We start from the raw sequence: 20368 nt of genomic DNA, 5'->3' as shown, positions 1-20368 counted from the left end.
AGAGAAAGGGCATATCCGCCATCGCCGGCTGCCGGTAGGTGGCACGCTATCCCGGAATGGGGAGGCGCAGTATGTGTCCGGTGAAGCCATCCCTCCTCTGCCCGGCATATGCCGTCGGCGACTAAACTTCGGTGGGCTCCAGTTCCTCGGTAGCAATTCGTCCATTCGCTGGATCGGGTGTTCCGCGACGCGCCCCAACACATCGCATACATATGCCCTAGGTGAAAGGAGGTTGATGGGGAGGAACGCAGTTAACCCGCCCGCCCCAGCGCCTCAAGCCAGGCATTGACCTGCCCAAACGCGTCCTGCTGCCACTGATCCGCCGTGCGCTCTCCCAGAATTCTGGTGTCGTCGACAAACTGCCGGACGCAAGTCGGTCCGTAGTCGTCTTCGGTGCGGAACTTCTCCGCGATATACCGGTATCCTGTTTCGCCGCTGGCGTGCTTCCGAATGGGGCGGCAGTCATCGGCCAAGGCGTCGGGTCCGCCGGGATAGTTTCGGACGCAGTAATAGATGTCGTAGGCGTCTTTCTGCTTGTGGCGGTTGTTCAGTGCATGCCCTTTCATGGCGAGCAGCGCGGGAATGGAGCACACCGCCACTTCGACGCGGTTCGTGCCGCCCGTTGGCATCGCGCCTTCTATCGCCACCAACTGGTAGAAATGCAGCGCGAGTTCCGCGCCGTCCGCTTTCTGAACCGCGAAATTGTCGATGAGCGGCGGCTTGTTCTTCACGATCTCAGCGTCGCGCGGCATCAGAAAGTCCACGATCACGTCGATGGGTGGCCCGTCATCCGTTGCCGCAATCTGCCGCACCAGCTGAAAGCGCCTGAGTCCTTCCCTCTGTGCATAGCCTTTGCCTTGGAGTGCTTCCACCAGATGGGCATACTCCCCGTCGCCAAGCGCTTCGGCATCGAGGCCCAGATCCACGTCAAGCGTGCCCACATGGGGCATCTCCTCGTTATCAAGCAGTAGCCAGGGCACGGCTCCGCCGACGACTGCGAACTTGCCCTTGAAGCTCCCCAGAATCTGCCCAATCTCAATGAGCACACGTTTGACGGCGTCCGTGGTGCGGTCATCGTAATCCGCCGCGGACTGCGGCTCTCTTCGTTCTATTGGGCCCATTGGAGCTTCTCCCGTCGTAAATGATCGGCGGCTTCCCGGCCGCGTTCGCCCGCCACACAAAGGTCCAGATAGGTTTGCACCGCACTCGTGCAGAGGGCGCCTGGAGCAGGCTCCACCGTATCCTCCAGTAGCCCGCGATCCTTGGGAATAGTGACGGTCACGTTTTCTCCCCTGCCGGAGATGGAAAGCTGTAGGGCGGTTTTGAGTCTTTCGAGTCCCGCCTCATCCGCGTAGAAATACTGCATGCCTGTGCGGCCGTAAGGCGCGAGCCACTGGGCGGCCGAGAAGGAGGCGAAGACTGCGCGCGCGTTCAGGGCGGGCGTTCGAAGTGTGGCGCGCGCGGCCTCCTCAAACAACTTGCCGTGCAGAATGGTGTAGAAGCTCAGGCGCTTGCCCGGCGGCGCTTCATACGCGTCACGCCAGGCATCGAGCAGCTCGTTGGGCTTTGCAAGGAACAGGCCTTGCGCGGACCTGTCGGCCCATTCCCGGTCGAGCAGGCCGCTGCCTACGTTGCTCGCATGGCCGAGGCTCACACCGGCGGACTGGGCAAGTTCCTCCACCCGCCAGCGGCGATGGGGATCGTGCAGCAGCGTCTTGAGCACCAGCGCGGACTTCGGCCGGAACAGCGATTTGAGTTCGCGGCGGTCGGGCGCGGGTTTGTCGGCGACAATCCGCTCAATGAATACCCCATCGAATTCGAGCCGCACATTGCCCTGCAGGTCCACGTACCCGACCTGGTTTTCCTGGCAGATCATGCGCGCTTCCGGCGAAAGGTAAGGGGCGATGAACACGGGCGTCGCCTGCAGCCCCGCGCGTTGCAGGATGTTCTTCAGCCGGAGCAGGCCCTCACGCACATAGCGCGGCTGCCCGTTCTGCTTGACCTCGCAGGCGAGCAGATGCGGCTGCCCTGCGGCGGTCAGGTGCACCACGATATCGAACTCGTGAGGGCCATTCATCACATTCCGTTCGATGCGTTGGAGCGTGACGATCGGAATCGCGGCGAGGACCGATTCGAGCGCATGCGTGGCATCGCTCTCGAACGCCCACACCGCCTTCATTGAATCGGCTGCCTTCAGCATAAGTTGAAATTAGCATTTTGGGTGAAATCATGCAAGACAATTTCACTGAAACTGGCTGTTTCAGCACATGGTGAAATTGCCTGAATGAGTGAAGGTTCCAGCAATGCCCCTGCGACGCATCAAGTCGAACACACCGCCCGGCTTTGATCCGGTCACCCACCAACACGGAGACTCCGCGCCTCCATCCTGAACTTCTCCCATCTTGGCCCGGGGCGAACAAAAAGCGGTCACACCTCGAGAAAATAATCGATTCCCATTTACTTTCAAAGAGTTAACAAATGCACCCCAAGCCGGGATTTGGCAGCCCTCCCTTATGATGTGTCCGGAGCGTGATTGATGAGGATCGATGTGACGACGAACGATGCAAGGGCCGCTGCCGCCCTCGCTCGCCGCATCCGGCAAACGGATGCCAACTTGGACCTGCACCCTGCCGAAACGGCGGGGGTTGCCTCCTACGAGGCCCCCGTGCGCTTCCAGGAGCTATGCCATGCCATCTCTGACGGCGTTCAACGCGGCTCTCTCCACGAGCACTTCGTCACCGCCACTGCGTCCCCAAGGAAGGACCGCTAACCATGTCAGCCAGCGCCGCCCTCGCCCCCCACCGCCTTGCCGCCAACCGCGCCAATGCTCGCAAATCCACCGGACCCCGCACCGAAGCCGGCAAACGCGCCTCTTCCCAGAACGCCCGCAAGACCCCGCCTTGCCCGTTCACCTTCGAACTGCCGGCCCACTTCGCCGGCCCATGGTTCCTCGACGCGCTCCGCCGCACCGAAGCCTGCCGCGACACCCGAGCCCGTCTGCTGCTCATCAACCGCTGCATGCTCCAGGCCCACGAACTCCGCTGGGCCGCCCTCGAACGCACCCTCTTCGACGTCGCCTGCGCCGAAACCGATGGCAGTCTCGAAGCGGCTTCCGTCTGGCTCGCCCAGCAACTCGCCGCCGCCAAAGGACTCGTGGCCTACCAGCGCTGGATCACCCATCGCATCAATCTGGTGGAACGCTCCCTGGCCACCCTCGCCGCGCAGTCCGCCACAATCGAAGCCGAAGTCCCCAAGACCATGGCTGCCGGAGCGGGCGGAGGCTCCCTGTTCTCCGAAATGACACCCGCCGCTCTCGGCCCCGAAAGCACTCTCCCCATCTCCTTCAACGACGATGGCTGGAGGTACGCCGGCCTCTCCGGACTGCTCGGTGGCCGCGTCGGAGCGCCCCAACCCCCAAAACCGCCGCAGCCCCCCAAACCGCCCGTCATCCACCCCATCCGCGGCCGTTATCGCCTCTATCTCCGCTGCCCCGCCGCGCCGCAGCCGCAAAACGAACCCGCGGCCCCACCGCGGCATCTGGACCAACTCCCCGCGCATGCCCCTCAGCCTTGCTTGGGGCACGTCCCAACACCTGCAAAGCCCGAGCCAAATCTGCCTGCAAAGGGCAGCCCAGCGCGCCCGCCCGTTCCAACCTTAGACTCCCACCTGGCCATCACTTTGCCAAACGAACCCAGTCCCCAATCCGCAAATCCCTTGCTTGCGGAAACCGCCCACAGCCCACCTCTACCTTCACACTCATTCCTCACTCGCTCTCTACCCAAACGAACCCATACGGCCAGATCCTAAACCCACAGCTCTTTGACATCCAAACCTTCACCACCCGCGTGCCCTCGGCCCCGGTCCGGCCTGCTTCAGCCCTCGAAGTAGAACTCGCCCCCGGCCACGATCTCCGCTGGACCCACCATCCGCAACACGTCCCCCTCCGCCCGGAACTCCAGCGGTCCGGCCAGCGTCTTCACCGTCACCGGACTCTCCACCAACCCCCGAGCCATCGCCGCCGACACCGCGCCAGTCGACCCCGTTCCGCTCGACATCGTGAACCCCGCCCCGCGCTCATAAAACCGCACGTCCAGCGTATGCCGGTCTTCCACCTTCACGAAGCTCACGTTCGTCCGCTTCGGGAACTGCGGATGCCATTCAATCTCCGCGCCCAGGGCCTTCCAGTCGAACTCGAAGTCGTCCACGAACAGCGCGCACTGCGGATTCCCCACCCAAAGGATCGTGCACTCGCGCACACCGTCCTTGCACGCCAGCGGGAACTTCAAATTGCCTTCCTCGATCACAGCCGTACCCATGTTCATCTCGAAGATGAACTTCAGCTCGTCGCGCTCCAGCAGCCGCAATTCCTTCTCCCCAGCCCCGGTCGCAATGACGACATCCTCGCCCACCAGGCCCGCATCCACCAGGAACGCCGCCGCGCAGCGCGTCCCGTTGCCCGAAATCTCCGCCGCACTCCCGTCGGAGTTCAACAGCCGGATCGCCGCCGGACGCCCGTTCGCCGGAGGCGACACCAGCATCCAGCCATCCGCCCCGATCCCCGCATTGCGGTCGCAAATCGCAATCGAGGCGGCCACATGCCGCTCCGCCGCCGGCGCCTCGTGCGACCACGTCAGCAAAAAGTCGTTGCGCGCTCCGTGCGCCTTCGCAAAGGGGATTTTTGTCATTGAATATGCCGCCAGATCTCGATTACCGGAGAATCCTTCGCAGTGAAGATTCTCACACATTCATACCGCCGCGGCCCGCGCCGCAACTTGTTCACCGCCTGCGATACCCGGTCCCCCGAGATCGCAATCACCCACTCGTCCCACATGAAAAAGTCCGGCCGCATTACCGCCGCCTGCCACATCGGCCCATCGCCCTCGTGCAGCGATTCTTTGATCGGAATGCCCGCTTCCCGCAGGATCCCCGTCGGATCGCCGAAGCTCATGAAGATCCCCGTACCCCGCTTGTACCGCGGCTTCAGGTACTCCACCGCCTCCTGGGTCCAGGCCCGCCGCCCGGCCGAATTCGCCTGCGACTCCCGCCAGCAGATCCAGGTCTCCTTGCGCGGATAACCCACCCACGGCGCCACCGCCACACCGATCAGGATCACCGCCGCCAGCCCGCGCAACTTCGCCGGAATCAAAGCCACCAGCCCCGCCAACCCGAGACACGCCAGAGGCAGCAGGTTCAGCCCATACCGAGTGTTGTAGTAGCTGTTCGGCCACAAGTGCGGCACGAAGATCGGAGTCCCCGACGAATACAGGCTCAGCACATAGAACGCCGGCGTCAATGCCAGCAGCAGCACCGCCCACCAGCCGCGCTTGATCAACGCCGCCGCCAGCCCCGCTACACCCACCCACGCCAGCGGCCGCCCCACGCACAACTCCGCCGCCGCCCGGTAGTATTCCCACGCCTTCGGCCAGTCATGATCGCCCGGATACTTGTCCATGCCCTTGTCCAGGGCCCGCTGATAGATCGCCTTGGCCGACCACGGCCCGTTGTAGAACTCCAGCGGATTCGTGTACAGGATCCGGTTGTGTAACAGCCAATACACCGGCCCCGCGCCCGCCGCCAGACAGAACACCAGCGCGCTCAGCCACCGCCGCTCGCCGCCCGCGATCAATACGTACAGAGCGACGAACGGCAGCAGGACCCATGCCTCATACCGGGTCAATGTGCCGCAGCAGGCCAGCAGGCCCGCCAACAGCGCATCGACCCACGACTGGCTGTCATGAAACCGCGCGCAGAAATACAGCAGGCCCGTCGCACAGCACAGCGACAACGGCTCCGTCATCGGAGTCGCCTGCAAATACATCAGGTTCGGATTCAGCGCGAACGCCGCCACCGCCGTGAGGGCCGCGGCCGTGGAATCAAAGATGCGCCGCACTGCCAGGAACAGGAATAGTCCGGCCAGTGTGAAGCAGAAGCCGGAGACGATGGCCCCGCCCAGGCCGCTGCGCCACAGTGAGTCCACTGCCACCAGCGGCATCATCAACACATGCGGCAGCGGCAGCCACACCGTGCCGATCTGCTCGTACCCCGCCGCCCTCGAGTCCAGAATCCGCCGCGCAATATTCAGGTGCGCTTCCGCGTCCCCGTACCACAGCGTCCAACCCTGCGACAGGACATACCACACCGCCACGGTGCTCCACAGCGCCAGGACAGCCCATACCGCCAGGCCGCTCCACGGCGTGTACGAGCCGCTCCGCGCCGCCTTAGAACGCGGTGAACTGGCGGAACTCTTCGAAGCGCGCTTCGATGTCATCTCTGGTCAGCGTCCGGAAGCGGTCAACCCCAAACTCCTCGCAGCAGAAGCTGCCCATCACGGATCCGTACACCACGGCCTTGGCCAGATCCTGGTGCGAAGCCGTCTCCGCATTCACGCCGCGCGATGCCAGATAGCCGATGAAGCCGCCCGCGAAGCAGTCGCCCGCGCCCGTCGGATCCTTCAGCCCGTGCAGCAGGTAGCCCGGCACGCTGAAGAACCCGTTCTCGTGGAACAGCGTCGCCCCATACTCGCCCCGCTTGATCACCAGCAGCTTCGGACCCAGCGCCCGCACATGCGCGGCCGCCTTCTTCAGGTTGCTTTCACCCGACAACAGCTTCGCTTCGCTGTCGTTGATCAAGAGGAAATTCCAGCCCTTCAACGTCTCCAGCAACTCGCCGCGGAAGTCGTTGATCCAGAAATTCATCGTGTCGCCGCCCACCAGGCTCAGGTTCGTCATCTGGTCGCGCACGGTCTTCTGCAGCCCCGGCTGGATGTTGCCCAGCATCAGGTAAGGCTGCTGCTTCTGGCTCGCCGAGAGCTTCGGATCAAACGTGGCAAAGACATTCAACTCGGTCGTGAGCGTCTCGCGATCGTTCATATCGGCCGAGTAGACACCCGCCCAGAAGAAACTCTTGCCGGCCACACGCTCCAGGCCCTCCAGCCCGATGCCGTGCGATGCCAGCAGGTCCGTATCTTCCTGGGCGAAATCCTCGCCGACCACGGCGACAATCTCGGTCTTCGTGAAATAGCTCGCTGAAAGTGCGATATAGGTGCAAGCGCCGCCCAGCATGCGGTCGACCTTGCCCGCGGGGGTAGTGACTCCGTCGTATGCGACGGATCCAACGACAACAAGAGACATTCTTTCAATTGTAGCCGTACCTCGCGGTCCGCCCAACGACGACAGCTACAATAGAGGAAGTAATCATGGAGACTATCCGGCGCTGGGTGCCGCTGATCACGGTCATCTGTTCCTGCCTCTTTCTGCAACGCCTGGTCGCTTTCAGGCTCATGGCTTCCCGCCCGGCGCAACTCAGCCCGGCTCTTCGCCGTTTCATCAGGGCCGTCTGGATCGCCACCTCCCTCTGGTTGGCCATCGGCCTGCCCATCCTCATGGAAATTCACTTCCGCTGGATGCCGGCCAACCTGGTCGCCTTCCTGCTGGCCGCCTCCCTTTTCTGGATCTGCCTCGTCGTCTCGGCCGGCATCTGGTTCTGGTGCACCCAGCACGCCGAAACCTTCCACCCGGACCGCCGCCGCTTCCTCGCCCTCGGCGCGCCCGTCGCCGCCGCGCCCCTGGCCCTCGCCGGCTATGGAGCCTATCTCGCCCGCACCTCCATGGTGCAGGAACAGGTGGACCTCCACTTGCCCAACCTCCACCCGGATCTCCACGGCCTCCGCATCGTCCAGCTCACCGACATCCACTTCGGGCCCTTCTTCGGCCCCGCCGAACTGCGCTGTGCCATCGGCATGGCGAACGAGTACAAACCGCATCTCATCTTCCTCACCGGCGACCTCGTCACGCGCCGCGGCGACGACATGGCAGGCTGCCTCCAACTCCTGCGCGGACTCAAGGCCGAAGCCGGCATCTACGGTTGCCACGGCAATCACGAGATCTATGCCGAAGCCCTCGAATACGCCACCACGCAGGGCGCCCGCTACGGCTTCCAGTTCCTCCGCCAGCGCGCCGCCCTCCTCCGCTTCGGCCAGGCTCAACTCAATCTCGCCGGCTACGACTACCAGCCGCTCCACTCGCCTTACCTCCCGCGGGCCGAATCCCTCATCGTCCCCGGAGCCGCCAACCTCCTCCTCCAACACAACCCCGACACCTTCCCGCGCGCTGCCCAGGCAGGCTTCGATGTCACACTCGCCGGTCATACACATGGAGGTCAGATCAACGTCGAAATCCTGCACGAAAACCTCAGCGCCGCACGATTTTTCACTCCTTTTGTACGCGGACTTTACGAGCGGGATCGAAAACTGGTATACGTGAGCTCGGGTCTTGGTACCGTCGCCATGCCTGTTCGTCTGGGAGCTCCGCCGGAAGTCAGCTTGCTTCGCCTGTGCGCCACCTGATTCTCAGTGACATTCATTCGAACCTCGAGGCGCTCCACGCCGTTCTGAGGCACGCTGAAGGCGCGTACGACACCATCGTCTGCTGCGGTGACCTCGTCGGCTACAACGCCGCTCCCGTCGAAGTCATCGATTGGGCCCGCAAAACGCTCTCCGCCGTGGTTCGCGGCAATCACGACACCGTCTGCTGCGGCGTCGAGGATCCGCTCATGTTCAACTCGGTGGCCCGCGAAGCCGCCCTCTGGACCTTCGACGAGCTCCCGCCCGCCAGCCGCGCCTGGCTCGCTGCCCTGCCCGCCGGCCCGCTCACCTTCGACGGCTTCGAGATCGCCCACGGCTCCCCCGGAGGCGAAGACGACTACCTCATCGACACAGTCGACATCGCCGGCCTCGACCAGATCATGCTGCGCAAAATCTGCTTCTTCGGCCACACCCACCTGCAGGGCGGCTGGAGCTGGCAGCGCGGCGGCATCCAGCGCCTCACCAAGCCCGCGCTCAGCGAAGATGAGCGCATCATCGACCTCGACCCCGACTTCCTCTACCTCGTCAACCCCGGCTCCGTCGGCCAGCCCCGCGATGGCGACCCCCGTGCCGCCTATGCCATCTGGGACTCCGGCAACTCGCTGCTCCACTACCGCCGCGTGAAGTACGACATCCGCGCCGCGCAGAACCGCATCCACGAAGCCGGCCTCCCCGAATACTTAGCTGACCGCCTGGCCGCCGGCCGCTAACGCCGCCCTCAACTTCGAAGCCGCTACCTTCCCGATCGCCGCCGCCAACTCTTCCTCGCTGGCCGCCTTCACCCCCGTCAGGCTCCCAAACGTCTTCAGCAGCTTCTCAATCGTTTTCGGCCCGACCCCGGGGATCTCCACCAGCTCGCTGGTCAACGTCCGGGCATCCCGCCGGTTCCGGTGGAAGGTCACCGCAAACCGGTGCGCCTCGTCGCGGATCATTTGCACCAGGTGCAGCACCGGCGAGTTCCGCTCCAACACGATGGGCTCGTCTTCCTGCCCGTAGACATACAGCGTCTCTTCCCGCTTGGCCAGCGAAGCCAGCGGCTGATTCAGGATGCCCAACGCCTCCAGCGCCGCCGCGGCCGAGTGCAACTGCCCCAGCCCGCCGTCAATCAACACCAGCCCCGGCATCGGCTTGTCTTCCGCCTGCAGCCGCCCGTACCGCCGCGTCACCACCTCATACATCGATGCGAAATCGTCGTTGCCCACCACCGTCCGGATGATGAACTTGCGGTAGTCCGACTTCTTCATCCGGCCCTCTTCCCACACCACCATGCTCGCGACCTTGTCCGTGCCCTGGATGTGCGAGATATCGAAACACTCGATCCGCTTCGGAGCATCCGGCAGGTTCAGCGCCTCTTCCAGCGCTTCACTGATCGCCGCCGACGTCGGCCGCAGCACCCGGAACCGCTGCTCAAAGCTGTGCCGCGCATTCGACCCCACCAGCGCCAGCAGCGCCCGCTTCTGCCCGCGCTGCGGAGTGTGGATCTCCGTCTTCTTGCCCCGCTTCTCGCTCAGCAGCTCTTCCAGCACCTCGCGGTCATCCAGCTCCAAAGGCACGTGAATCACGGCCGGAACCGGCTGCCCCGAGCTATACACCTGCATCAGCAGCGTGGTGAAGAACTCCTGCGGTTCGTACTCGCTCAGGTCCTCCCAGAAGAACTCGCGCCGGTCGACAATGCGCCCGTTCCGCAGATGGAACAGATTCACCGCCACCTGCGGCGGTTCCGCATACGACGAGAAGATGTCGATGTCATCGCCCGAGGCCGCGGCCATCTTCTGCTTCTGCTCCACCTCTTCCACCGTGTGGATCAGATCCCGCAGCGCCGCCGCCCGCTCAAACTCCATCGCCTCCGACGCCTGCTCCATGCGTTTGCGCATCTCAGACGCCAGGTCGTGCGTACGCCCTTCCAGGAACATCCGCACGTCGCGCACATGCTCGGCGTAGATCTGCTCCGTCGTCAACCCCTGCACACACGGACCCAGGCAGCGGTGAATGTGGAACTCCAGGCACGGGTGCGTGTGGTTCCGCGAGAAGTCCACCGTACACGACGGGATCTTGAAATGGCGGTGGATGAAGTTCACCAGCCGGTGCGCCAGGTTCCCCGGGAAGTACGGGCCGAAGTACGTGCCGTCCTTCCGCAACCGCCGGGTCACGTACACCCGCGGCCACTTCTCGTTCGTCAGCTTGATGTATGGATAAGTCTTGTCGTCCCGCAGCAGCACATTGAAGCGCGGCTTGTACTGTTTGATCAGGTTGTTCTCGAGCGCCAGCGCCTCTTTCTCGTTATCCAGCAGGATGTAGTCGAGATCGTGCGCTTCCCGGATCAGGCTGCCGGTCTTTGCCTCGGCCAGCCGGTCTTCGTTGAAATAACTGCGAACCCGGCTTCGCAGGTTCTTCGCTTTGCCTACATACAGCACCGTCCCGGCGGTGTCTTTGTACAGGTACACGCCGGGCAGCAGCGGCAATTGCGAAGCTTTCTCTCGCAGCTCATCAACGCGGGAGCTCATCTAGGAGGCCTATAATTTAATTGTGGCACGCATACTCCCGCTGCTTCTGTTCTCCGCCGCGCTTGCCTGCGCCCAGCAGGCTGAGCCGCCCAAGGAGAAGGCGCAGCAGCCTCCCTTCGCTGAGCCAGAGGAAGAGGACGCCAGCGCTAAACCCAAGAAGGAGTACGTCTTCAATCCGCTGCAGGCCGAGACGGAGATCAAGACGGGCAAGTTCTACATGAAGCGCGGCAAGTGGAAGGCCGCCACCATGCGCTTCGAAGAGGCCCTCCTCTGGAACGGCCAGGCCGCCGAAGCCTATCTGCTGCTGGGCGAGGCCCGCGAGAAGATGGGTGAAACCGCCGCCGCGAAATCGGCCTACGAAAAGTACCTCCAGGTCGCCCCGGATACCAAGGAAGCGCCCGAAGTGAAGAAGCGCCTCGCCAAGCTGCCCCAAGGTACCCAGGCCAGGAAATAGCCGCCTGGACTATTCCGGCTTCCTCCAGGCCACGATGGAACACGGGAACCCGAACCGCAGCTCGCCCTCCCGCTCGTACGCCTGAATCGACAACCGGTCGACACCGACGTCACCCTGGATCAGCCTGCGCAGCTTGCCCGCATCTCCCGGATTGGGGAACGACGCGCCCAGCAGCGCCTCCACCGAAGTATCCAGCCGATAGAACGCCTGGCCCAACTCGGCGAGGCCCAGCTGGCTGCCCAACCCGAGCAGTTCTGGCAGCGGCACCGCCCGCGCGTGCGACGGATCCCGCAGCGTCTCCATCTCATCGTAGGCGGCGCCCTTTTCCGGTTCCGGAGTGACGTCGTTGACGACGATCCGGCCGCCCGGCCGGCACACCCGAATCATCTCGCGCAGCACCGCAGCCGGGTCCATCAGATGGTGGAATGAGTACCGCGTCACCACCAGGTCGAAGCTGCCATCAGGGAAGGGCAGTGCCGTGGCATCGCCCAGCCGCCATTCCAGATTGCCGAGCCCCTTCTGGTCCTGCAGCACCCGAGCCTGGTCAATCATGGCCGGCACGAGATCCATTCCGGTCACCCACTTCGCGACACCCGCAAAGGCGCAACTGACGATGCCCGGTCCGCAGGCGATATCGAGGACTTCATCCGACGCCTGCACCCGGGCGGTTTCCAGCAGAAGCCGCAGCGAAGCCTCTGCTGAATGGGAAGGCGCCTGGGCAAAAGGCACGGCCTGCAAAGTGAACTGACTCAGAATGCGCTCGTTATGCTCTACGTGGGAACGATCCATACTCCATTATCCCAACAACCACTCGATCCCTTCGTGATTCAATGCAAGGTGTGAACCGGCGTCCTGTCCTCCTCCTGGCCCTGGCCCTGGGCCCCTTGGCCGTTGCCCAGCCTCGTTTAAAGATTGAGAACCAGCGCGTCCAGGTTCTCTCCGGCTCGGAACTCGTCGCCCAATCACCCGCCGAAGGACTCTGGTCCATCTCCTGTGAGTGGAACGACAACTGGCCCACCCACTGGCAGCACGCCCAACCCGCCAAGACCACCACCGAAGGCGAATGGACCATCCTCACCGCCGACCTCCAAGCCTGCGGCGGCACCTGGGCCCTGCAGGACGCCTACCGCCTGGAAAATGGCCTGATCCACGGGCTCCGCCGCTTCACCTGGAAAGGCTCGCAGCCTGCTACCCACGTCACCCTCTCTGTCCGCTTCGAAGCGCCGGCCGACTCCGCCCAGCCCCTGCTGCCTGGCATCAACTACTACGGCAACCCCTCCGGAGCTCGCAGCCGCCGGGTTCCCGTATCCACCGGCCAGCCGGGCGAAGAGTCGCTGTATGAAGAGCATCGCTACCCGATGCCCTTTGTGTCGCTGGAACTTCATCGCGGCTCCCGGCTCTGGGGCGCCGCTCTCCATTCCATCCCGTCACCGGCGCCGCATGGCCGCCGCCCCGACCAATGGTGGTCGCTTGGCTTCGTTTCGCAGAAAGGATCCACCGAACTCACGCTCCTCAGCGGACCGGCCGCCTCGAACAGCCAGCGCTCCGTCATCAAGGGCCTGCAGCGCGGCTTCATGCCTTACCCCGAAGCGTGGCTCACTGTCCCGCCCGGAGCTGTCATCGAGAAGTCTTTCTATCTCGAGGCCTTTCCGGTCGACCGCGAGGGCTCAGCTTTCCAGCACTCGGTGCTGTCGTCCTTACACCTCTTCCACCCCTTCTACGCCGGCGACTTCCCCACCTTCCCGGACATCGTCCGGGCCAAGTACCGCTACGCCAAAACCCGCTGGCACGAGTCGCCCGACTTCAGCACCTTCCAGAAGTACGTCGACCGGCCGCAATCCGTCATGGGCTGGACCGGCCAGGCCGAAGCGCCCGGCTACGCTCTCCAGGTCCTCGCGCCGGGCTTGAATGACCCCGCCACCCTCACCTACGCCCAGAAGTCGCTCGACTTCCTCTCGACCGCCACCTTCTATGAAGGCGGCTTCCACAACTGGTACGACCTCCAGAAGAAGAGCTGGGACCGGACCGAAGTTCTCAACCAGGGCCAAGCCATGCTGGCCTTCGCCCGGGCGATTAAGGCCGGCCGCGCCGCCCATCGCAACACCACCAAATGGGAGGCCTTCCTGCGCAAGGCCTGCGATGTCCACGCCGCCCGCATTCTCAAACCGGACTGGAAGCCCGCCTCCACCAGCGAGGCGTCGTTTGTCGCTCCGCTCGTCGAGGGCGCCCGCCTATTCCAGACACCGCTTTACCGCCAGGCTGCCGTGAAAGCGGCCCAGCACTATGCCGGCCGCCACTTGGCCATGCGCGAACCCTACTGGGGTGGTACCCTCGATGCCTCCTGTGAGGACAAAGAAGCCGCCGCCCTCGCCTTCCAGGGTTTCCTCTCGCTATACGAGGACAGCCACCAACCCGAGCACCTGGTGTGGGCCCGCCATGCCGCCGACGTCGTCCTCACCTATACCTACGTCTGGGACGTCCCCTTTCCGGCCGGCCGTTTGACCGACCATCGCGTCCGCACCCGCGGCTGGACTGCGGTCTCCGTCCAGAACCAGCACCTCGACGTCTGGGGCGCCATCGTGGCCCCCGAGATCTACCGCCTGGGCCAGATCGACCATCGCGAAGACCTCAAACAACTGGCCCTGGTCATGTACCGCTCGTGCGGCCAGATCATCGACCCCTACGGCAGCCAGGGCGAACAGCTTCAACAGACCAACTACGCCCAGCGCGGAGCCGACGTCGAACTCGCCAAGCTCCGTGGAGACTATAACGAGTCCTGGACCGTCTTCTGGATCACCGCCCACTTCCTCACCGGAGCCGCCCGCTTCGTCGAACTCGGCGTCCCCATCTGGACCCAGCGATGACCCCGATCTCCCGCCGCGCCATCCTTACCCTGCCGGCACTGGCCTGGGCCCAATCGCCGGCTGCACCCGCGTCCAGCCTGGCTCTCCACCTTGCTGCCCAACTCGACACTCTCGCCGCCGAGTGGGACGCCCGCCGCGCAGCCATCACGACTCCAGCCGCCTTCCAGAACCGCATCCGGTTCATCCAGGCGCGCGTCCGCGAAATGCTCGGGCCCATCGGACCGGCCACTCCGCTGCATGCCGAAGTCACGCGCATCACGCAGCGCGACGGTTACCGCATCGAAAACCTGCTCTACCAATCCGCGCCCAATCTTTGGGTCCCGGCCAACCTCTACGTGCCGGCCAGCCTCGGCCCTCATCCCGCCGTTCTCTCACCCTGCGGCCACTACGAAATCTCACGGCAACACCCCGACTACCAGCGCGCCTATATCCTGCTCGCCCGCGCTGGGTTCGTTGTGCTTGCCTATGACCCCACGGGCCAGGGCGAACGCCGCCAATACTGGGACCCCATCACCAAAACGCAGCAGGACAAGCTCCGCAGCGTCGACGAGCATTCCCTTTCCGGACACCTCCTTCTGCTGCTGGGAAAACCCCTGACCGGCTACCTCGTGCGCGACGGCATGCGCGGCATCGACTACCTGCTCACGCGCCCCGAAGTCGACCCACAACGTGTCGCCTGCGCCGGCCACTCCGGCGGCGGCACCGTCACCATGTTCCTCGCCCAGGTTGATCCGCGCATCCGCTGCGTCGTCATCAACGAGGGCGGGACCTTCCACCGCTGGCCCATGCACCTGCAATCGGGTGCAAAAGTCCCCATCGCCGACGCCGAACAGAACCTGTTTCCGGCCGCCATCCATGGCATCGACGCCTGCGATCTCCACTCCGCCATCGCCCCGCGACCTCTCCTGGCCCTGATCGAGAACTACACCCCGACCTTCCAGGAGACGGCCGCGCACATCCGCCAGCGCTACAGCCTGCTCGGCCATGACGCTGATTTCGAAACCGCCGAAGCCCAGGCGCCGCATGCCTGGACTCAAAAACTCCGTCTGGCGACAGCCGACTTCCTCTCACGTCACCTGCTGCAAAAATCAGGACCCGCGGAAGAGCCGCCAGCCAGCCCCGAGCCGCCCGATGTCCTCAACGTCACCCCATCGGGATCCTTGAAACACGAGCAACGCGGACACACGCTGTTCCAATTCATTCAGCGCGAAGTCCCTCCTCCTCAGTCAGTTACCACCGCCCTGCTGCGCCGGCTCCTGCGCCTGCCGGTGCTACCGAAAATCGAACCCAGCCGCACTCGCGGCGAGACCGTCGACGGCATCCGCGTCGAAGCCTACAACTTGCCTTTCGACTCGATGCTCGCTCTCCAGGCCACCGCGTACCACCCGGCCAGCCCTTCTCGCGAGGCGCCCATCGTCCTCATCGGCGACCAACCACATTCCGTGAACGCGGAACTCGCTCGGCAGGGCCGCCGTGTCCTTGCTGTGGACGTGCGGGGCCTGGCCGGGCCTCCGCCTGCCAACTTCAGCCACCTCTTCGCGCCGGAAACCGCGCACGCCTACCTGGCCTGGTACCTCAACCAGGATCTCTGCGGCCTACGTGTCGCCGATACCCTCCAAGCTGCTGCCAGCGCGCGACTTATCTTCAAAACGACAAGTGTTGTTTTGGAGTCTGGCGGCCTTGCGGGCATCTGGGCGCTGTGTGCCGCCGCCCTCGATCCCGCCATCTCGGCCACCACCTGCCACGGACCGCTTCTTTCCTATGTAGCCCTCACGCGGACCGATCGTCACCTCGTTCCGGCCAGCTACCTGGTCCGGGGTCTCCTCCAACACACTGATTTGCCTGAGATTGCGGCGCTGATTGCGCCGCGCCGGCTCACCATCACGGCGCCGGTCGACGCCATGCTGCAGACGGTCCCGCTGAACGAAGCCAGCGCCGAATACCGGCCCACTCGCGACGCCTACCGCCGGGCCGGACACGCCGGCCGCTTCACCCTCGGCGCCGGGCCAACTCCTTCCGCATAGCCGCGATCAAGCGGGCCATTCCGGCCGTAAACTCCGGAAATAAATCGACATATTGCCACTGCTCGCTGATCCGGGCCGGCACGCTGCACTCTTCCAGCCGCACCGGCAGAAAGAACAGGTCGTCCAGAGGCAGGCTCCGCGTGCAGTCCAGGGCATAACGCAACTCGCACTGAAACGTCCCGCGCTTCCCCACCGACCGCCCCGACAGGCACGCCACGAAGAAATCCGCTGTCCGGATCGCCCCTTCAATCGCCCGCGGCCAGTTTTGTCCCGGCAGCAAGGCATGGCGGTCCATCCAGGGGTGGAAGCCCGCTTCCAGCAGCGCAAGGCGAACCCTGTCCACCACTTCCGCGTCTTCCGCCGCATAGGCCAGGAAGACCTTGTGCCGCTGCTCGGGCCGGAACTCGACCCCCTCCGCTCCGTGCGTAAACACGCCCAGATTGGCAATCTCCACAGTCTGCCCCTGATTCAGGCACCGCCGCAGCAACCGGGCCACCTGCCGCGTCGTCACTTGCCTATTTACGGACACGGCCGGGCCTCCCCATCACGCTCGACTTCTCGAAGCGAAAGAACGAGTCCCTTTCCGGCACCAGCCTGCCCAGCCCAGGCAGCGACACCACTTCGCCATTCTTCAACCGGCTGAGGATGCGCTCCACAGTCCGGTCCAGTTCATCCGCGGCCTGCGGGCCGCTCTGCCCGCCCGCCGTTAAAAGATCGATCAGATACTTGTTGGTCATCGATCGGGATTGCACTACGCCAAAACTGACAGCGGCTCGCCGCTGACTGTGAAGTTGCGGCTAAAGGTAATAAATGGAGTGAGTTGGGAGTCGGAGAAAAAACTGGAAGATGGTGTGACCGCTATCTCGGGGGTTCCGAAACCGCGATTTCCACTCCGCTGCGCGCGAAGCGCCTTAATACCCGTATACCCTGTGGGCGCAGCAGTCCTACCTCGTCCGTCCGCAGGACGTAGACCTCGGCATGGACCCCTGGCCGCAGGACTACGTAGGTGCCGGGGCGGTAATACCGCAGCACCTGCTCCATGGGGACCTGCACCGCCACCGGGTGCTGCGAAGGCAGCTCGTCCAGGGCTTTGGCAACGGCCTTGTTGTCGGCGTCGAAGCTCCATGCCGCATAGACATGTGGCCGAACGGCCGAGAGGGAAACGAGCGCCAGCACCGCGAGCGGAATGGCGCCCCACCGGACGCGGCGCGCGCCCTCTGCCGCCAGAAGAAATACTAGTGGAATCAGATAGATGCCCGTTCGGCCGTAGGGCCACGGAAAGTGCGCCGCCCAATGCAGCACAGCGATCGAGGCCAGGCATAGCGCCAGTGTCATCGTCACCGCGCCGCGCTCGATCCAGGCGCCCCACAGCACGGCTATCGGGATGGCAAAGCCCAGTAGTTGGGACAACCCCGGCCAGCCCGGCACGTCCATCAGGCTCTGCCACGAGATCCAGGGGGAGGGGACGCCGTAGTAAAACCGCTCGGCGACAGCCCTGCTCGCCGGGATCGCCAGGACCACCAGCGCTGTCACGAGGCCCGGAGCCACCAGTTCATCTACCCGCCGCCACAGTCGTTTCGTCACGAGAACCGACAGGATCCAAGCCGCGGCAGGCACGATGTAGACGGGATTCGAGGCGACAGCCAGGCCCAAGCCCAGGGAAGCGCGCCGATACCGCTCTACTCCTGTCTCCGCCATGGCATAGACCAGAAACCCCATCCCCAGGCTGTAGCCCCGGGCCAGGGAGAAATAGTCGATGAGGCCGGCGTGGACAGCCAGTAGCAGGGCTGTCGCGGCCATCAGGGGTGTGTTCCCCAGGCGTTGCCGGGTGAGTCTCCAGACGCTCCACAGGTACAGCAGCGTACCCAGCAGCGCGGGCAGGCGGAAGCGGAGATCGCCCTTGCCTAACAAGGAGATAGCGGCCTTGCACAACAGGCTGTGCAGTACATGGTGGTTCGCGTCGTAGCTGGTGAGCACCTGCAGCAGCGGCGGGGCGACGAACTCATTGAAAGTAAAGGCCTCGTCGGTCGTGATGGCGGCGGTCGCCGCGCGCCATACATGGAAGCAGAAGACCGCCATCAGCAGCACGCCGGTCCAGCGGGTCCACCGTAACTCATTCCAGCGCAAAGAGATGTACCTCCTCGCGTTGCCCAGTCTCCTTGACGCCCCAATACCCGGCGTTGCGGTGCAGTTCATCGGCCAGCGCGCTGCCCTCGCGCACGACGACGTGTGTGATCCCGAGTCTTTTCAGCAGGATCACTGCATTCCGGCGCAGCCCGCCGGGCGGCTTCACCGGTTGCCCGTAGTTGCCCAGGACCCTTACTTCGTCGAAGTTCAACGGCTGCCCGAAATCGATCTCGAGCGCGCAGTCGCAACCGCTCACCGGGCTGTTGTCGAATGCCCAGCCGGCCCTGTCGTCGCCCGCCAGGGTCCGGACCCGCCACTGCGTCGACCGAGGTACTTCCACGCCTGCCTGGTAGAAGCGTACTTCGCTGCTAACTCCCTGCCGTGGAAGGGTATAACTCCTGCGAGGCGTGGCCGGAACGGTGCTGCGCGCTTCGCGCCAGTCTCCAAACGCGCGCCCGAGTAAGGCGAGCAAAGCCGGATCCCGGCTCACCTGATGCGCCATCAGGCTGCGGGCCAACGGGATCTCGCTCAAAAAGAAGGCGTTGGGGCCCACGGCCCGCTCCAGCATACGAGCGTCTTCGACGCCCACGGTGAGGTCGTGTGCCGGCGCCAAGCGCCCGGCCAAGCCAGGCCAGACCGTCACCAGTTGGAACCCCACCAGCACCGCGGCGACCGCTCGTTGGCGGCGCACCAGCCAACCCAGCGCCAACGCCGCGAACGGTATGAGGATCCAGGGCAAGTGTAGGAAGACAAACCCGGAAAACGCGCTGCCGCCCGAGTCCGGTGCGATCCGCCACGCAAACCCGGCCAGCAGAACAATCCACGGCAGAATCAGCACCTGCCTCGTCGCCACGCCGAGCCATAGCGCCGAGAACACGCAGAAGCCGAACAGGACCTGCGAGCCACCGAGCCCTGAAAACCCGAGGAGCGGAGCGGCGGTAAATACCAGCAACGCCGAGCAGACCGCCCCCACCGGTTCCATCCAGCGCCTGGCCGCGGCCAGGACTGCCAAAGACAGGCCCACCAGGAAACAGAGGTGAACCAACCGGATGGCCGGCTCCGCACCAAAGCGGTAGGGCAGAGTCCACAAAGTCCCCGCATCCCAGCCGGCCGGGGTCCAATGGCGCACGATCCCCATTGCTTTCACCAGCGAATCGTCCCAAACAACAGGTGTCGTTTGGGGGTTCGACAAGGCCAGAAACCCGAACACCGCCATGACGCTCGCCAGCACGGCCAGTAGCCAGCGAGGCAGCGGCTCCTGGGTTTCCACGGGGATGCCCTTCCGTCGCCAGATCGCCAGCGCGCTGAATAGGATAGCGGCCCACAGCAAGGCACCCTTGCGCGTTCCCGCCAGGCAAACCGCCCCAGTGGCAAGAGGCACTCCGCAGGCCAAGGCGGCGGGCCATCGCTCAGCCGCTTGCAGCCGGATCCGGCACACGCCCAACACAAGCCAGCCTAGCGAACCCGTCAGCAGCAGGGTCGCCAGCGCACCTTCCAGGATGTGCCATAACTCCTTCATTCTTGGAGAAATCCAGCCGCCGTCAGCAGTACGCCGAGTGGCGCGCCATCACCCGGAGACACCCAGGGCTTGTCGACAATGGCCGTCAGGGTGAGGGTGGGCCCCAGTCCTTTGGGGACGGGTGCCCGGAATTGATATCCGGCCGCATGGTCACAGCGCAGTGATCCAACTTGTTGTCCATTTACTTCAAACGTAAGGGTGATCGGCCCGGTGTCCCTCAGGGTTGCTTCGGCCACCTCGAAGTCGAAGGCCGCCAGCCACTGGCCATCCCGTGGCAGGGTGCAGCGCACCGTGGGGCGGGCGGCGGTCCAACGCTTCCAGCCGCTGCCGGATATGTCATTGACAATAAAGTCTTTGACGCGCGGCTCACTCATCGCGGCGAAGCACGGCCGCGGCGGCGGATCGGGTGCCTCGACGGCTGCCAGTTGTTCAGGAAGCGGGGCGAATTGCGGGTTGCGCGAGCATCCAGCCAGGACGCCCGCCAGCACCAATACCGCCTTGCACCGCATCGGAA

19 protein-coding genes are annotated in these 20368 nt (G+C 64.4%); 7 read left to right on the top strand and 12 right to left on the bottom strand.

The annotated features are described in order from the left end of the window. Window positions 1–251: 251 nt before the first annotated feature. A complete protein-coding gene (locus tag ACR9Y2_RS01410; protein ID WP_435039235.1) occupies window positions 252–1121 on the bottom strand; it encodes a nucleotidyl transferase AbiEii/AbiGii toxin family protein in 870 nt (289 codons plus the stop codon). Beyond that, the gene (locus ACR9Y2_RS01405; RefSeq protein ID WP_435039234.1) at window positions 1109–2179 is read right to left on the bottom strand and encodes a type IV toxin-antitoxin system AbiEi family antitoxin; all 1071 of its coding nucleotides are present in this window, start codon (window positions 2177–2179) and stop codon (window positions 1109–1111) included. The genes ACR9Y2_RS01410 and ACR9Y2_RS01405 overlap by 13 nt, the downstream gene beginning before the upstream one ends. A 357-nt stretch (window positions 2180–2536) precedes the next feature. Between ACR9Y2_RS01405 and ACR9Y2_RS01400 the strand changes: the two genes are divergently transcribed. Further along, window positions 2537–2770 carry a hypothetical protein gene (locus tag ACR9Y2_RS01400; protein ID WP_435039233.1) on the top strand — a complete coding sequence of 78 codons (234 nt, stop codon included), beginning with the start codon at window positions 2537–2539 and terminating at the stop codon, window positions 2768–2770. A gap of 2 nt (window positions 2771–2772) precedes the next feature. Then, window positions 2773–3807, top strand: a complete 1035-nt coding sequence (locus tag ACR9Y2_RS01395; RefSeq protein ID WP_435039232.1) for a hypothetical protein — start codon at window positions 2773–2775, stop codon at window positions 3805–3807. A gap of 65 nt (window positions 3808–3872) precedes the next feature. On the opposite strand, the gene dapF is transcribed toward ACR9Y2_RS01395, so the two are convergent. Genes dapF through ACR9Y2_RS01380 form a run of 3 tightly spaced genes read right to left on the bottom strand, consistent with a single transcriptional unit; the run spans window position 3873 to window position 7130 of the window. Beyond that, window positions 3873–4685, bottom strand: coding sequence for a diaminopimelate epimerase (gene dapF, locus ACR9Y2_RS01390; protein ID WP_435039231.1), 813 nt, complete (start codon window positions 4683–4685; stop codon window positions 3873–3875). Continuing rightward, window positions 4682–6268: a glycosyltransferase family 39 protein gene (locus ACR9Y2_RS01385; protein ID WP_435039230.1), complete on the bottom strand. Its 1587-nt coding sequence runs from the start codon at window positions 6266–6268 to the stop codon at window positions 4682–4684. Before ACR9Y2_RS01385 ends, dapF begins: the two co-directional genes overlap by 4 nt. Next, a complete protein-coding gene (locus tag ACR9Y2_RS01380; protein WP_435039229.1) occupies window positions 6219–7130 on the bottom strand; it encodes a PfkB family carbohydrate kinase in 912 nt (303 codons plus the stop codon). Before ACR9Y2_RS01380 ends, ACR9Y2_RS01385 begins: the two co-directional genes overlap by 50 nt. Window positions 7131–7195: 65 nt before the next feature. On the opposite strand from ACR9Y2_RS01380, the gene ACR9Y2_RS01375 reads away from it, so the two are divergent. Together ACR9Y2_RS01375 and ACR9Y2_RS01370 are read left to right on the top strand one after the other, a co-directional pair. Further along, window positions 7196–8344 (top strand): metallophosphoesterase, encoded by a 1149-nt coding sequence (locus ACR9Y2_RS01375; RefSeq protein ID WP_435039228.1) that lies wholly within the window; start codon window positions 7196–7198, stop codon window positions 8342–8344. After that, entirely contained in the window at window positions 8332–9072 is a 741-nt protein-coding gene (locus ACR9Y2_RS01370; protein ID WP_435039227.1) for a metallophosphoesterase family protein, read from the top strand. Before ACR9Y2_RS01375 ends, ACR9Y2_RS01370 begins: the two co-directional genes overlap by 13 nt. Here the strand turns inward: ACR9Y2_RS01370 and uvrC are convergent. Continuing rightward, a complete protein-coding gene (gene uvrC / locus ACR9Y2_RS01365; protein ID WP_435039226.1) occupies window positions 9043–10866 on the bottom strand; it encodes an excinuclease ABC subunit UvrC in 1824 nt (607 codons plus the stop codon). The genes ACR9Y2_RS01370 and uvrC overlap by 30 nt on opposite strands. Before the next feature lie 22 nt (window positions 10867–10888). Between uvrC and ACR9Y2_RS01360 the strand changes: the two genes are divergently transcribed. Then, window positions 10889–11320, top strand: a complete 432-nt coding sequence (locus ACR9Y2_RS01360) for a tetratricopeptide repeat protein (RefSeq protein WP_435039225.1) — start codon at window positions 10889–10891, stop codon at window positions 11318–11320. 9 nt (window positions 11321–11329) lie between these two features. Here the strand turns inward: ACR9Y2_RS01360 and ACR9Y2_RS01355 are convergent, their stop codons facing one another. After that, complete coding sequence (locus tag ACR9Y2_RS01355) at window positions 11330–12109, bottom strand: class I SAM-dependent methyltransferase (protein WP_435039224.1); 780 nt, start codon at window positions 12107–12109, stop codon at window positions 11330–11332. Window positions 12110–12159: 50 nt separating this feature from the next. Here ACR9Y2_RS01355 and ACR9Y2_RS01350 point away from each other — a divergent pair, with 50 nt between their 5' ends. Further along, window positions 12160–14184 (top strand): hypothetical protein, encoded by a 2025-nt coding sequence (locus ACR9Y2_RS01350; protein ID WP_435039223.1) that lies wholly within the window; start codon window positions 12160–12162, stop codon window positions 14182–14184. Beyond that, the gene (locus ACR9Y2_RS01345; protein WP_435039222.1) at window positions 14181–16208 is read left to right on the top strand and encodes an alpha/beta hydrolase family protein; all 2028 of its coding nucleotides are present in this window, start codon (window positions 14181–14183) and stop codon (window positions 16206–16208) included. The genes ACR9Y2_RS01350 and ACR9Y2_RS01345 overlap by 4 nt, the downstream gene beginning before the upstream one ends. Here the strand turns inward: ACR9Y2_RS01345 and ACR9Y2_RS01340 are convergent. The 5 genes from ACR9Y2_RS01340 to ACR9Y2_RS01320 form a co-directional block, all read right to left on the bottom strand. Next, the gene (locus ACR9Y2_RS01340; protein WP_435039221.1) at window positions 16174–16737 is read right to left on the bottom strand and encodes a TIR domain-containing protein; all 564 of its coding nucleotides are present in this window, start codon (window positions 16735–16737) and stop codon (window positions 16174–16176) included. The genes ACR9Y2_RS01345 and ACR9Y2_RS01340 overlap by 35 nt on opposite strands. After that, window positions 16724–16945, bottom strand: a complete 222-nt coding sequence (locus ACR9Y2_RS01335; RefSeq protein WP_435039220.1) for a hypothetical protein — start codon at window positions 16943–16945, stop codon at window positions 16724–16726. The genes ACR9Y2_RS01340 and ACR9Y2_RS01335 overlap by 14 nt, the downstream gene beginning before the upstream one ends. Window positions 16946–17066: 121 nt before the next feature. After that, on the bottom strand, window positions 17067–18335 hold the full coding sequence (locus ACR9Y2_RS01330; RefSeq protein ID WP_435039219.1) for a hypothetical protein: 1269 nt from the start codon (window positions 18333–18335) through the stop codon (window positions 17067–17069). Next, window positions 18322–19854, bottom strand: coding sequence for a hypothetical protein (locus ACR9Y2_RS01325; protein WP_435039218.1), 1533 nt, complete (start codon window positions 19852–19854; stop codon window positions 18322–18324). Before ACR9Y2_RS01325 ends, ACR9Y2_RS01330 begins: the two co-directional genes overlap by 14 nt. Then, window positions 19851–20363 carry a hypothetical protein gene (locus tag ACR9Y2_RS01320; protein WP_435039217.1) on the bottom strand — a complete coding sequence of 171 codons (513 nt, stop codon included), beginning with the start codon at window positions 20361–20363 and terminating at the stop codon, window positions 19851–19853. The genes ACR9Y2_RS01325 and ACR9Y2_RS01320 overlap by 4 nt, the downstream gene beginning before the upstream one ends. Window positions 20364–20368 lie beyond the last annotated feature (5 nt).

Origin of the sequence: Paludibaculum fermentans (genome assembly GCF_051172195.1) — a bacterium.
Lineage (GTDB): Bacteria > Acidobacteriota > Terriglobia > Bryobacterales > Bryobacteraceae > Paludibaculum > Paludibaculum fermentans_A.
The sequence above is the reverse complement of the archived record's forward strand: the minus strand, read 5'-3'. Positions and strand labels throughout refer to the sequence as shown.